This is a genomic window from Pseudomonas sp. 2VD, assembly GCF_005503585.1.
Classification (GTDB): Bacteria; Pseudomonadota; Gammaproteobacteria; order Pseudomonadales; family Pseudomonadaceae; genus Pseudomonas; species Pseudomonas aeruginosa.
Map to the genome: position 1 here is coordinate 1 of NZ_SCND01000145.1, position 13,720 is coordinate 13,720.

Annotated in this window: 13 protein-coding genes; 10 read left to right on the plus strand and 3 right to left on the minus strand. The window is 68.7% G+C overall.

Annotated elements, in window-relative coordinates; translation table 11 throughout:
• The 5 genes from FFS27_RS16980 to FFS27_RS17000 all read left to right on the plus strand — a co-directional run.
• The coding region (locus tag FFS27_RS16980) for an MFS transporter (RefSeq protein ID WP_137952107.1) at positions 1–847 on the plus strand (847 nt) is incomplete at its 5' end.
• The gene (locus FFS27_RS16985) at positions 844–1,902 is read left to right on the plus strand and encodes a 2,3-butanediol dehydrogenase (RefSeq protein WP_003118211.1); all 1,059 of its coding nucleotides are present in this window, start codon (positions 844–846) and stop codon (positions 1,900–1,902) included. The genes FFS27_RS16980 and FFS27_RS16985, both read left to right, overlap by 4 nt.
• Positions 1,903–1,916: 14 nt before the next feature.
• The gene (locus FFS27_RS16990) at positions 1,917–2,642 is read left to right on the plus strand and encodes an SDR family NAD(P)-dependent oxidoreductase (RefSeq protein WP_003093405.1); all 726 of its coding nucleotides are present in this window, start codon (positions 1,917–1,919) and stop codon (positions 2,640–2,642) included.
• Positions 2,643–2,726: 84 nt separating this feature from the next.
• Positions 2,727–4,031 carry a carbohydrate porin gene (locus tag FFS27_RS16995; RefSeq protein ID WP_003093407.1) on the plus strand — a complete coding sequence of 435 codons (1,305 nt, stop codon included), beginning with the start codon at positions 2,727–2,729 and terminating at the stop codon, positions 4,029–4,031.
• A gap of 154 nt (positions 4,032–4,185) precedes the next feature.
• Positions 4,186–5,865, plus strand: a complete 1,680-nt coding sequence (locus tag FFS27_RS17000; RefSeq protein WP_021265285.1) for a GMC family oxidoreductase — start codon at positions 4,186–4,188, stop codon at positions 5,863–5,865.
• Between the two features lie 16 nt (positions 5,866–5,881).
• Here the strand turns inward: FFS27_RS17000 and FFS27_RS17005 are convergent, their stop codons facing one another.
• On the minus strand, positions 5,882–6,634 hold the full coding sequence (locus tag FFS27_RS17005) for an SDR family NAD(P)-dependent oxidoreductase (protein ID WP_003093411.1): 753 nt from the start codon (positions 6,632–6,634) through the stop codon (positions 5,882–5,884).
• 158 nt (positions 6,635–6,792) lie between these two features.
• Here FFS27_RS17005 and FFS27_RS17010 point away from each other — a divergent pair, with 158 nt between their 5' ends.
• The 3 genes from FFS27_RS17010 (at position 6,793) to FFS27_RS17020 (ending at position 9,737) form a co-directional block, all read left to right on the plus strand.
• A complete protein-coding gene (locus tag FFS27_RS17010) occupies positions 6,793–7,668 on the plus strand; it encodes a LysR family transcriptional regulator (protein WP_003093413.1) in 876 nt (291 codons plus the stop codon).
• Positions 7,669–7,950: 282 nt separating this feature from the next.
• Complete coding sequence (locus FFS27_RS17015) at positions 7,951–9,195, plus strand: cyclic di-GMP phosphodiesterase (protein ID WP_009313332.1); 1,245 nt, start codon at positions 7,951–7,953, stop codon at positions 9,193–9,195.
• Positions 9,196–9,515: 320 nt separating this feature from the next.
• Positions 9,516–9,737, plus strand: coding sequence for a hypothetical protein (locus FFS27_RS17020; RefSeq protein ID WP_021265286.1), 222 nt, complete (start codon positions 9,516–9,518; stop codon positions 9,735–9,737).
• A 16-nt stretch (positions 9,738–9,753) separates the two neighbouring features.
• Here the strand turns inward: FFS27_RS17020 and ampR are convergent, their stop codons facing one another.
• Entirely contained in the window at positions 9,754–10,644 is an 891-nt protein-coding gene (gene ampR / locus FFS27_RS17025; protein WP_003137572.1) for a LysR family transcriptional regulator AmpR, read from the minus strand.
• Between the two features lie 148 nt (positions 10,645–10,792).
• Between ampR and FFS27_RS17030 the strand changes: the two genes are divergently transcribed.
• Together FFS27_RS17030 and FFS27_RS17035 are read left to right on the plus strand one after the other, a co-directional pair.
• A complete protein-coding gene (locus FFS27_RS17030) occupies positions 10,793–11,986 on the plus strand; it encodes a class C beta-lactamase PDC-36 (protein ID WP_023100808.1) in 1,194 nt (397 codons plus the stop codon).
• A gap of 64 nt (positions 11,987–12,050) precedes the next feature.
• Positions 12,051–12,449: a hypothetical protein gene (locus FFS27_RS17035; RefSeq protein ID WP_003093424.1), complete on the plus strand. Its 399-nt coding sequence runs from the start codon at positions 12,051–12,053 to the stop codon at positions 12,447–12,449.
• 66 nt (positions 12,450–12,515) lie between these two features.
• Here the strand turns inward: FFS27_RS17035 and FFS27_RS17040 are convergent.
• A partial coding sequence (locus tag FFS27_RS17040) for a response regulator (RefSeq protein WP_049312912.1) occupies positions 12,516–13,720 on the minus strand: 1,205 nt, incomplete at its 5' end.

Sequence of the window (13,720 nt, forward strand, 5' to 3'; positions counted from 1 at the left end):
CAACATGGGCCTGCTACAGGGCTCGGCGGCCGGCCTGCTCGGCGCGGTGGTCGGCCCGCCGCTGCTGGTGGCCCTGGCCGAAGCCCTCGGCTGGCGTCACGCCTTCATCGTCTCGTTGCTGCCGGGCCTGCTGATCGCCTGGTTGATCTGGCGCCATGTGCGTCCCGACCCGCCCCGCGCGCAGCGCCCGGCGCCGCGCGCGGAGGACGCGAAAGGCAAGCGCCTGGCACTGCTGAAGAGCCGCAACATCCTGCTCTGCACCCTGATCAGTTGCGTATTCGTCACCTGGTTCATCGTGCTGATTTCCTTTACCCCGACCTTCCTGGTCAACGCCCGCGGCTTCAGCCCGGCGACCATGGGCAGGCTGATGAGCTGCCTGGGCGTCGCCTGGGTGGTCTGGGGCTTCGCCGTACCGGCGATATCCGATCGCATCGGCCGTCGGCCGACCCTGGTGGCGTTCTCCCTGCTCGCCGCGTGTTGCCCGCTGGCGCTGCTCTATGCGCCGAACGCGACCAGCCTCGGCCTGCTGTTGCTGCTGACCTACACCGGGCTCGGCTGCTTCACCCTGTTCATGGCGACCATCCCGGCGGAGACCGTCTCGCGCAGCGTCATCGCCACCGCCCTCGGCCTGATCATGGGCCTCGGCGAACTGGTCGGCGGTTTCCTCGCGCCGACCGTGGCCGGCTTCGCCGCCGACCGCTTCGGCCTGTCCATCGTCATGTGGATGTCCTGCGGCGGCGCCCTGCTCGCCGCGTTCCTCTCGCTGTTCCTGCGCGAAACCGCGCCCGCCGTGCTGGCGCGCCAGCGCAGCGCGCCTACCTCCGTCCTGCAAGGAAACCAACCATGAAAGCACTGCGCTGGCACGCCGCCCGCGACCTCCGCCTGAGCGAACTGGAACGCCAGGCGCCGCGGCCCGGCGAAGTCGAACTGGAAGTCGCCTACTGCGGCATCTGCGGCAGCGACCTGCACGAATACCAGAGCGGCCCGCACTCGATTCCCCAGGCCGAGGCGCACCCGCTGTCCGGTTGCCGCGCGCCGCTGACCCTCGGCCATGAGTTCTGCGGCGTGGTCGCCGCGCTCGGCCCTGGCGTGGAGGGACTGCGCATCGGCGACCGCGTCGCGGTGGAGCCGGAATACCGCTGCGGCGAATGCCGCTACTGCCGGGAAGGCCGCTACAACCTCTGCGAGTCGATGGGCTTCATCGGCCTGATGGGCGACGGCGGCTTCGCCGAGCGCGCGCGGGTGCCGGCCTACATGCTGCACCGCCTGCCGGACGCGGTGGGCTTCCGCCAGGCCGCCGTGCTCGAACCAGCCGCCGTGGCCCTGCACGCGCTGCGCCGCAGCAGCCTGGCGCCGGGCCAGCGCTGCGCGGTGTTCGGGCTCGGCCCGATCGGCCTGCTGCTGGTGATGCTCGCCCGCCTGCGCGGAATCGAGGACATCGTCGCGATCGACGTCAGTCCCGAGCGCCTCGCCCTGGCCGGGGAGTTCGGCGCCAGCCGGGCGCTCGACGCCCGCGACGGCGACACGGCGGCGCGCCTGCGCGAGGGCGGCGCGCTCGACTGCGCCTTCGAGGCCGCCGGCAGCCAGGCCAGCCTCGACGCCGCCCTGGCCAGCCTGCGCAAGGGTGGCGAGCTGGTGCTGGTGAGCCTGATGGGCGAGGTCCGGCTGGACGCCTTCGACCTGGTCAACCGCGAACTGCGCCTGCTCGGCAGCGTCGGCTACCGCGACGCCTACCCGGAGCTGATCGCCCTGCTCGCCGACGGCCGCCTCGACCTGGCCCGCGCAGTGACCCGCAGCGTGCCCCTGGAGCAGGCCGTCGAGCACGGTTTCGAGGCCCTGCTGCGCGACAAGTCGCAGGTCAAGGTGCTGGTCAATCCCAACCCGGCCCTGGCCGACGCCTGAAGGAACGATCGCCGATGGTTTTCCAACACGATATCTACGCCGGCCAGCAGGTGCTGGTCACTGGCGGCAGCTCCGGCATCGGCGCGGCCATCGCCATGCAGTTCGCCGAACTCGGCGCCGAAGTCGTCGCCCTCGGCCTGGACGCCGACGGCGTGCACGCACCGCGTCATCCGCGGATTCGCCGGGAAGAACTGGACATCACCGACAGCCAGCGCCTGCAACGGCTGTTCGAAGCGCTGCCGCGCCTGGATGTGCTGGTGAACAACGCCGGCATCAGCCGCGACCGCGAGGAATACGACCTGGCTACCTTCGAACGGGTGCTGCGCCTCAACCTGAGCGCCGCCATGCTCGCCAGCCAACTGGCCCGGCCGCTGCTGGCGCAGCGCGGCGGCAGCATCCTCAACATCGCCTCGATGTACAGCACCTTCGGTTCCGCCGACCGCCCGGCCTACAGCGCCAGCAAGGGCGCCATCGTCCAGCTCACCCGTTCCCTGGCCTGCGAGTATGCCGCCGAGCGCATCCGGGTCAACGCCATCGCCCCCGGCTGGATCGACACGCCGCTGGGCGCCGGGCTCAAGGCCGACGTCGAGGCCACCCGCCGGATCATGCAGCGCACGCCGCTGGCGCGCTGGGGCGAGGCGCCCGAGGTGGCCAGCGCCGCGGCCTTCCTCTGCGGTCCCGGCGCCAGCTTCGTCACCGGCGCCGTGCTGGCGGTGGACGGCGGCTATCTCTGCGCCTGAGCCGCCTTCGCTCCGGATGCACCTGTCCGCTTGGGGCGGACAGCGATTCGCACGACAGAACAACAACAAGACGAGTGCCTTGCCATGAAAACCCTCCGCACCTTGCCGGCGCTGCTCTGCGCCGGTTTCCTCGGTCTCTCCGCGCAGGCCGCCGAAGACAGCCGCAGCGGCCCGCTGGCCGGGTTCGGCGAACGACTCCAGCGCCACGGCGTGAAGACCCACGCGCAGTTCTGGAGCCTGTCGCTGAAGAACCTCGACACCGGCCCGCGCCAGCACAGCTTCGGCAACAGCGGCGACCTGTTCCTCGGCGCCGACCTCGACCTCGCCACCCTCGCCGGCCTGGACGGCGCCTCGCTGCACATCGAGGAAACCCTGTTCATCCTCGACCGCGGCACCGGTCAGCCCACCGGGCCGAGCTGGCAGGGCGCGGTGGGCAGCTACTTCGGCGGCGCGCCGCTGCACAACGACATCGGCGCCAACCAGCTGAGCCTGCTCACCTGGCAGCAGCAGTGGCTGGGCGGACGCCTCGACAGCCATCTCGGACGGACCAATGCGCGGCGCTATTTCCTGATCTACAACTGCGAGACCGTGGTCACCTGCAACGACCCGATCATCGACGCCTCCACCGGCATCCTGCCGCCGCCCTACGGCGCCTGGGGCGGCTACCTGAAGTACCGGGCGACCCCGACCCTGTACCTGCACGCCGGGGCCTTCGAGTCCAACCCGGTGGATTACCTGAAGAAGCGCCATGGCCTCGATTTCGGCACCGACGACGCCAGCGGCACCAGCCTGCTGCTGGGGATCGGCGACAAGCGCGAGGAAAGCCTCGATCCCTACCGCTCGCACTATGAACTCAACGCCTACCTGAACACCGCCAACCAGGTCGACCCGCTCACCGGCGCCAGCGACCACGGCAGCGCCGGCGGCTTCTTCAAGTTCCAGCAGCTGTTCTGGCGCGCCGACGGCGGCCGCCTCGATTCGCCGAGGGCGCTGGGGCTGTTCGGCTCGCTGTCGGTCTCGGCCGACGACAAGCAGCCGTTCCGTCATTTCGCCGAGCTGGGCCTGACCTACCATGCGCCCTTCGACCGCACGCGGGACAAGCTCAACCTCAAGGCCAGCTACCTGCGCCTGAACGATCACCAGTTGGAGTTCCAGCGCCAGGCGCGGATCGCCGCTGGCGGCGATGCGAAACTCGGCCAGCGCGACGTGTACGCCCTGGAAACCAATGCGCACATCGCACTGACCCCGCACATCGCGCTGGAGCCGTCGGTGCAGTACATCTTCAACCCGGACAACTACTACAACCCCGGCGCTCGCGAACTGAGCGGAGACGGTTTCGTCGTCGGCCTGCAACTGATGGTCGACATGGGCTCGCTGCTGGGGCTGTAGCGCGCCGCCTGGCAGCCTCGGTCAACCCCGCCGGCAGGCTGGGACAAGCGGCCGGGCGCGCTTCCCCGTCCAATGGAGTAGCGTCGCGCCCATGGGCGCGGGGCGAAAAAGAACGCCGGGCGAGGCCCGGCAGCACACCCAGAAAGGTGCCGACATGACTTCCACTGCCCGCCGCTCGTTCGACTACATCGTGGTCGGCGCCGGCTCCGCCGGTTGCGTCCTGGCCAACCGTCTTTCCGCCGATCCCGCCGTCTCGGTCTGCCTGGTCGAGGCCGGCCCCAGCGACCGCACGCCGCTCCCCGCCGCCTACATCCGCACGCCGGCCGGGATCATCCGCCTGATCGCCAACCCGAAGTGGAACTGGATGCATCGCTTCGCCGCCCAGCCCGGCACCGCCAACCAGCCGATCGCCTGCCCGCGCGGCAAGGTCTGGGGCGGCTCCAGCGCGATCAACGGGATGATCTACATCCGCGGCGACCGCCACGACTACGACCGCTGGGCATCCCTCGGCAACCGTGGCTGGAGCTACGACGAGCTGCTCCCCTACTTTCGCCGCTCGGAACATTTCGAGCCGGGCGAATCGCCCTGGCACGGGCGCGGCGGCGAATTGAACGTCGCCGCGCAGCGCAGCCCGGGGCCGATCAACCAGGTGTTCTTCCAGGCCGCCGAGGAAATGGGCTGGCCGTACAACGCCGACTTCAACGGCGAGCGCCAGGAAGGCATCGGCCCGTTCCACGTCACCCAGGTCAACGGCGAACGCTGTAGCGCGGCGCGCGCCTTCCTGCACCCGGCCCTGGCGCGGCCCAACCTCACCGTCCTCAGCTCGGCGCTGACCCTGCGCGTGCTGCTGGAAGGCACCCGCGCCACCGGCGTGGAGATCAGCCAGGCTGGCGAGGTCGTGCAATTGCAGGCACGCCGCGAAGTGATCCTCAGCGCCGGCTCGATCAACTCGCCGCAGCTCCTGTTGCTCTCCGGCATCGGCCCGGCGGCGGAACTGGCGCGCCACGGCATCGTCCAGCGCCATGAGTTGCCTGGGGTCGGCGAGAACCTGCAGGACCACCAGGACATCGTGCTGATGTACCGCACCGAGGCCAAGCTCGGCTACGGCCTGGGTTTCTCGCCGAAGGGCTGGCTGCCGCTGCTGCGCTCGCCCTGGCAGTACCTGTTCGGCCGGCGCGGGGCGCTGACCTCGAACACCGTCGAGTCCGGTGGCTTCCTCCGCCTCGACCCGCAGGCAGAGACCCCGGAGCTGGGTCTGATCGTCGCCCCCGCGCTGAAGAACCAGCCGCAGCGCCTGGTCCCCTTCGGCCACGGGGTCAGCCTGCACGTCGCGGTGATGCACCCGCAGAGCCGCGGGCGGGTCCGCCTGAACTCGCCGGACCCGCACGACCGGCCGCTGATCGAAGCCAACTTCCTCAGCCACCCTGCCGACCTCGATACCCTGGTCCAGGGTTTCCAACTGGTCCGCAAACTGGCCGCCAGCCGCAGCTTCGCCCGTCACCTCAAGGGCGAGCTGGTACCGGGCCCGCAGGTTTCCAGCCGCGGCCAGATCGAGGCCTGGATCCGCGCCAACCTGGGCACCGTGTTCCATCCGGTGGGCACCTGCAAGATGGGCCACGACCAGCTCGCGGTGGTCGACGACCAGTTGCGCGTGCACGGCCTGCAAGGCCTGCGGGTGGCCGATGCGTCGATCATGCCGACGCTGATCACCGGCAATACCAACGCCCCGGCGATCATGATCGGCGAGAAGGCCGCCGACCTGATCCTCAGCAAGCCGGCGCCCCATGCGCCGACGGAACAGCGGCGGGATGCGCCGGAGCTGGTAGAGGCCTGAGCCTCCGGCACTCTGCTCAGAACTGCACGCCCCGGGTCAACCCGCCGTCCACCAGCAGGTTGGTTCCGGTGGTGAAGCTGGCCGCCGGGCTGGCCAGGAACAGCACCGCCCGCGCCACCTCGTCGGGTCGCGCCATGCGCCCCATGGGATTGGCGGCGAGACAACGGGCGAAGGTTTCCGGGCTATCCCGTTCGATCGCGCCCCATACGCCATCTTCGAAATAGACGTTGCCCGGCGACACCGTATTGACCCGAATGCCGTCCTCCGCATGGCGGCTGGCAAGCGTCTTCCCGTAGTGGACCAGAGCCGCCTTGAGCACGCCATAGGGCTCGGCGAACATGTCCACCTCGCGGCCGGAAACACTGGAGATCAGCACCACCGAGGCAGCCTCGGAGCGTTTCAACCACGGCAGGGCGGCAGCGACCATGCCCACGCTGCCCAGCAGGTCGGTCTCGAAAGCGCGCCGCCAGGTGTCCAGGTCTCCGCCACCGGCCAGCGCGCTGACGTTGGGCACAACGATGTCGATGCCGCCCAAGTGCAGCGCCGAGCGCGTTACCCAACCGCGCACCTGCTGCGGGTCGGTGATGTCCACAGACATGCCAAAGGCACGCTCGCCGAAGCAATCCGCTGCTTCGGCCACGCCCGCCTCACCACGGGCGCAGAAGGCCACCTCGGCCCCTTCGGCGAGAAAATGTTCGACGATGGCGCGGCCGATACCGCGCGAACCGCCACTAACCAGCACCCTGCGCTGTGCGAGTTGCAGATCCATGTAATCTCTCCATGAGCGGACGCGATGGGCCCGCAAGCCGGGAAGGAACGCCGGGATCCGATCACCGGACGTAAGGAAGGGCGAACGGTAGCGAACGACAAGGTATTCTGGAAATCGAAAAATATTCAGCCAACGATTCGCAAAGCGAGAATACCCAGGTGCAATTGTCTCAGCTCCGCGCCTTCTGCGCCGTGGCCCACACCGGCTCGATCAACGCCGCGGCGAAGGCGCTGAACCGTGTCCCGTCGAGTCTCTCCGTACGCATCCGCCAGCTTGAGGAAGACCTCGGTTGCCAGCTGTTCCTGCGCGAGCACCAGCGTCTGCGCCTGTCGCCGGACGGTCGGCGTCTGCTGGAGCATGCCCGGCGAATCCTCGATCTCAGCGACAGTACCCGGGCCATGATGCGCAACGAAGAGAGCGGCGGCCGCCTGGTGGTAGGTGCCCTCGACGTGGTTCTGGTCGCCTTCATGCCATGCCTGATCGGGCGGTTCCGCCAACGCCACCGCGCGATCGAACTGGACATCCGCAGCGAAGCCTCGGAAGCCTTGGTGCAGCAGGTCTCGGATGGAGTGCTAGACCTGGCCCTGAGCGATGGTCCCGTGCGCTCTCAGACCCTGGAAAGTAGCCTGGCCTTCGTCGACGAAATGGTGCTGGTTACCGAGCTGGATCATCCACCGATCACCAGTCCGCGCGACCTGCGTTGCGCCGAACTGTATGGGTTCCGTCACGACTGCTCGTTCCGCTTCCGCATGGATCGCTGGCTGGAGGAAGCCGACTGCCTGCAACAACTGCCAGTGCTGGAAATCGAGTCCTACCACACCATGCTCGCCTGCGTCAGCGCAGGCATGGGTGCCGCCTGGGTGCTGCGCTCCGTGCTTGCGACGCTACCTGGCAACCACCAGGTCCGCGCGCATCCGTTGCGCGACTATGGCACCACCGAGATCCATTTCATCTGGCACAGCGGCCATCTCACGCCCAACGCGCAACGCTTGATGGCTGTACACCAGGACGCGCTCGTCGAGCGCCGCGACTGAGATTTGGCCCGTGCTATCGCCGCCGTAGGTTTCCACCGCCGTCTCCGCCAGCGCGAGGACCTGGCTGGCGCCGGTTTGGATAGGGCCACTTCGCCAGGGCGATGTATCGGGGCTGTACCGTCGGCGGAGGGATTTGTATGCCGGGAGTACGCGGATACAGAACGATACGCAGCCAAGCGAAGGTCACGCCGACGAACTGACGGGCATCTCTCACTCCCGCCGGCCCATCTCGGCTACCGTTAGGAGACAGCCACCTGGCCCAGTCTCGAGGTCGAGCCCATCGTGCTGAAACGCATTCCGGTAACCCAGCTTCGCCTCGGTATGTTCGTCCAGAGCCTTTGCGGCTCGTGGCTGGACCACCCGTTCTGGAAAAAGGGCGGCTTCCTGCTCGACAACCAGTCCGACCTGCAGCGCCTGCGCGAAAGCGCCGTGAAGGAGGTCTGGATCGACGCCGGCAAGGGCCTCGACCTCCCGGAGGAAGCGGCGGTCTCGGCCGCTGCGGTCCTGCCGGTCACCATGCCGGCCGACCCTTCGCCGGCGCGGGTCGCCCTGGAGGAGGAAATCCGCCACGCCGCCCTGCTCTGCGGCCGCGCCAAGGCCGCCGTGGTCAGCATGTTCCACGACGCGCGCATGGGCCAGGCCATCGACACCGCGCATGCATCGGACCTGGTGGACGAAATCTCCGCCTCGGTGCTGCGCCATCCCAACGCGCTGGTCAGCCTGGTACGGCTGAAGACCTCGGATGAATACACCTACATGCATTCGGTGGCGGTCTGCGCGCTGATGATCGCCCTCGCCCGCCAGCTCGAACTGTCCGACCCGCTGGTACACGAGGCGGGGCTGGCCGGGCTGCTGCACGACATCGGCAAGATGGCGGTACCCGATCCGATCCTGAACAAGCCCGGCAAACTCACCGAGCAGGAATTCGGCCTGGTCCGCCGGCATCCGCAGAACGGTGCGCGGATGCTGCTCGATTGCCGCCAGGTCAGCGCCCTGGTGGTGGATGTCTGTCTGCACCACCACGAGCGCATCGACGGCACCGGCTACCCCTTCGGCCTGGCGCAGGAGCAGATCAGCCTGCTGGCGCGGATGGGCACGGTGTGCGACGTCTACGACGCGATCACCTCCGACCGTCCCTACAAGAAGGGCTGGAACGCCGCCGAGGCGATCCGGCGCATGGCCGAATGGAACGGGCACTTCGACCCGCAGGTGTTCCGCGCCTTCGTCAAGGCAGTGGGCATCTACCCGGTCGGCGCGCTGGTCAGGCTGGAAAGCGGGCGCCTCGGCGTGGTCCTCGAGCAACACGGCCGCTCGCTGCTGACGCCACGGGTCAAGGTATTCTTCTCGGCCCGCTCGAAGGTGCCGATCCCGCAGCAGGTGATAGACCTGGGTAGGGCCGGACAGACCGACCGGATCGTCGGCTTCGAGCCGGCGGAAGCCTGGAACTTCCGCAATCTCGACGAGATGTGGACGGGACTGCCGAGCAACGGCGGGTCGTATTTCGACGCGGGAACCGGAAAGCCGTAGACGCCTTCCGCCGGCGAGCCGAGCACCGCTCCCGTAGGGCGCATAACGCGAAGCGTTATCCGCCGTTTCGCCGCAACCGGCACCTGCTCCAGGTTGCTTTAAGCGCACCATCGTCGATACTGCTGGCAATCCACCGACAGTTTTCAAGAGGCCATATGAGTCCGCTCCTGGAGACAATCGAAGAGCGCAGCAGAAATGGCTGTGCTCCATCCAAAGCGCTGCTTGCCCTGTGGTCCGCAGGCGCCGACCTGAGGGTTTCCCCGAGGAAGGCTGGCCGCCTATGCGAACTTGCCGTCGTTGCCGCAGCAGGGAAAGCAGGCATGCTCGAGAGCGAGATCGTTGCGGCACGCCGGGCCTATGCCGCCAGCCTGGGAGTGACGCTTAGCGGAGCGATCAGCAACACCGACGAGCCGGTCCATATCCACCACGCCGTCAGCAATTCCAATCACAACCCCAACGCCTCAAACCGTATCAACCTTGGGAGAGCCCGAGCGTATAAAGAAAGGCGCGAGGAAGGTGATTACTTCTTCATCGACACTTGAATCGCCTGCATAACCGTTATCTCCCCCGCGCCTCAACGGCAGCCCTCTCCAGCAACCACTCCCTGAACGCCAGCATCGCGCTGGTCTCCCCCCGCGACTGCAAGCGCGTCAGCCAGTAGCTGCCGGTACTCACTTCGGTGGCGAACGGACGCCGGATGCTCTCGCTGGCCAGTTGCCGGGCGAACATCGCCGCCGGCGCCAGGGCCACGCCGACACCCTGGCGGGCCGCCTCGAGCATGGCCAGCGAGGTGTCGAAGACGATGCTCCGGGTCAGCGGCGCGTGCGCCGGCAGTCCGGCCGCCTGGAACCACAGCGGCCACTCGTCGGCGCGGTAGGAGCGCAGCAGGGTGTGCTGCAGCAGGTCGGCGGGACTGTGCAACTGGGCGGCGACCTCCGGGCAGCAGAGCACCGTCAGCGGCGCCTCGAACAACGCCAGCGCCTCGGTGCCGTGCCAGGCGCCGCCGCCGAAGCGGATCGCGTAGTCGAGCCCCTCGGCGGCGATGTCGACGCGGTTGTTGTGGGTGGACAGGCGCAGGTCGATGAAGGGATGGCGCGCCTGGAAGTCCGCCAGCCGCGGCAGCAGCCAACCGACCGTGAAGGTTCCGACCGCGCCGACGGTGAGCACGTCCCGGTAGTGGCCACCCTCGAAGCGTTCCAGCAGGCCGGCGATGCGGTCGAAGGAGTCACACAGCACCGGCAGCAGGCTCTCGCCCTCGTGGGTCAGCATCAGGCCGCGCGGCAGACGCTTGAACAGGGCCACGCCGAGACGCTCCTCGAGGCTCTTCACCTGGTGGCTGACCGCCGCCTGGGTCACGCACAGCTCGATGGCCGCGCGGGTGAAGCTCAGGTGCCGGGCCGAAGCTTCGAAGGCGCGCAGGGCGTTCAGCGGCAAATGGGGTCGAACCAATCTCTGCTCCAAATTTTTCTAATGGCTGCCGCGAGTATTCGTCGTTTGCCGCAAATCCTGCGCAAGCCTAGATTTTCCCCGCCCGCCGATCAAGGAGCGCTCCCGGGGCGGTTTCTCATGCAGCCAACGACAAAGGACGCCAATCCTCATGCGCGATACCAGATTCCCCTGCCTGTGCGGCATCGCCGCTTCCACACTGCTGTTCGCCACCACCCCGGCCATTGCCGGCGAGGCCCCGGCGGATCGCCTGAAGGCATTGGTCGACGCCGCCGTACAACCGGTGATGAAGGCCAATGACATTCCGGGCCTGGCCGTGGCCATCAGCCTGAAAGGAGAACCGCATTACTTCAGCTATGGGCTGGCCTCGAAAGAGGACGGCCGCCGGGTGACGCCGGAGACCCTGTTCGAGATCGGTTCGGTGAGCAAGACCTTCACCGCCACCCTCGCCGGCTATGCCCTGGCCCAGGACAAGATGCGCCTCGACGACCGCGCCAGCCAGCACTGGCCGGCGCTGCAGGGCAGCCGCTTCGACGGCATCAGCCTGCTCGACCTCGCGACCTATACCGCCGGCGGCTTGCCGCTGCAGTTCCCCGACTCGGTGCAGAAGGACCAGGCACAGATCCGCGACTACTACCGCCAGTGGCAGCCGACCTACGCGCCGGGCAGTCAGCGCCTCTATTCCAACCCGAGCATCGGCCTGTTCGGCTATCTCGCCGCGCGCAGCCTGGGCCAGCCGTTCGAACGGCTCATGGAGCAGCAATTGTTCCCGGCACTGGGCCTCGAACAGACCCATCTCGACGTGCCCGAGGCGGCGCTGGCGCAGTACGCCCAGGGCTACGGCAAGGACGACCGCCCGCTACGGGTCGGTCCCGGCCCGCTGGATGCCGAAGGCTACGGGGTGAAGACCAGCGCGGCCGACCTGCTGCGCTTCGTCGATGCCAACCTGCATCCGGAGCGCCTGGACAGGCCCTGGGCGCAGGCGCTCGATGCCACTCATCGCGGTTACTACAAGGTCGGCGACATGACCCAGGGCCTGGGCTGGGAAGCCTACGACTGGCCGATCTCCCTGAAGCGCCTGCAGGCCGGCAACTCGACGCCGATGGCGCTGCAACCACACAGGATCGCCAGGCTGCCCGCGCCACAGGCGCTGGAGGGCCAGCGCCTGCTGAACAAGACCGGCTCCACCAACGGCTTCGGCGCCTACGTGGCGTTCATTCCGGGCCGCGACCTGGGCCTGGTGATCCTGGCCAACCGCAACTATCCCAATGCCGAGCGGGTGAAGATCGCCTACGCCATCCTCAGCGGCCTGGAGCAGCAGGCCAAGGTGCCGCTGAAGCGCTGAGGCGCGCTCGCGAGGGCGACGGAGCGTAGCGGCGCGGGACGCCGGTCCTGGCTATGATGGTGCCATGAGCGCTTCCCCGCCCCTCCGCCAGCCCTGCCCGCCCGGCGCCTGCGTCTGCGAACGCGAGCGCCTGGAGGCGCCCGGCGCGGACCGTCGCATCCTCCTCCTGACCCGCCAGGAAGAGCAGCGCCTGGCCGCTCGCCTGGAAGCCCTGCGCAGCCTGGAAGACCTGGAACACCTGCTGCGGCGCATGGAGGAACAACTGGGCATCCGCCTGCGGATCGCCCCGGCCTTCGGCGAGGTGCGCAGCATGCGCGGCATCCGCATGCGCTTCGAGGAGCAGCCGGGGCTCTGCCGCAAGACCCGCCAGGCGATTCCCGCCGCCATCCGCCGCGGCCTGGAGAAGCGCCCGGAAGTCGCCTACGCCCTGCTCAACGCCCACGACCTGCTGCGCGACGCCTGAAGGCACTGAACGACAGGAAGAGGATGTCGCTCAAGACCTGGGCGGGCTTCAGGAGTATCGGGGGGTTCAGCTCGCCGACTCCGCCTGCACGTCGCCGAACATCGCCTGCAGGCGGAGCAGGCAGGCATCGCACAGGGTGCGCAGTTCGTCGAGGCGGATGCCGGCGAGGATTTCCATGCCGCGCCGCGGATCGGCGCGGCGCAGGGCCTGCTCCAGCTCGCTGGCACGGCCGGCCAGGGCGCTGGCGCCAACGGTGGACGCGCTGCCCTTGATGGTATGCAGGGTCGCGGCGCTGCCCTGGACATCGCCCTCGCCGAGCTGGCGTTCGAGCTGGGCGAAGAGGTCCTGCATATCCGGAACGAAGCGCCGCAACACCTGGACGATCAGCTCCAGGCTGCCGCCGAAACGCCCGACGATATCGCCCCGCGCCTCGACCAGTTCGCCCGCGTCCGCTGCCGTTGCCGGCGCGCCCCTGGCGCCGCTCCTGCCGAGATGACCGAGCAGGCAAAGCACCAGGCGCTCCTTGTCGATCGGCTTCGCCACATGGTCGTTCATGCCCGCCGCCAGGCAGGCTTCGCGGTCGGCCAGCGAGGCGTTGGCGGTCATGGCCAGGATCGGCAGCCCGGCGAAGCGCCCGTCGGCGCGGATTCGCCGGGTCGCCTCGAGACCATCGATATCCGGCATCTGCATGTCCATCAGCACCGCGTCGAACGGCACGCTCGCCTCCAGCACCTGCTGAACGCCCGCCAGCCCACCGTCGGCGAGGGCCACCCGGGCGCCCTCGCTGCTCAACAGCTCGGCGGCGACCTGGCGGTTCAGCGCGTTGTCCTCCACTACCAGCAGACGCACGCCCCGCAACCGCTGGGTGCGCTCCACCGGGCGCGGCGGCGGGTTGGCCGGGGCGCCCTGTTCACCGTGCAGGGCATGCAGCACCGAGTCGGCCAGTTGCTTGGGCGTGACCGGCTTGGTGAGAAAATCGACGAAGGGCGGCGCGCTGTGGTCGCGCGCATCGGCCAGCACCTCGCGGCCATAGGCGGTGATCATGATCACCATGGGCGGCGGCAGGTCGCCCTGCAACTGGCGGATCAGTTGCGCCGCGCTGAGGCCGTCGAGATCGGGCATGCGCCAATCCATCAGCACCACGTCGTAGCGACGGCCCTCGGCCATCGCCGCCTGGACCCGTGCCACCGCCTCGCTGCCGCTGCCGACGCAGTCGGCGCGCCAGCCGAGGGCGCCGACCGTGCGTTCGAGCAGCTCGCCGGCCACCAGGT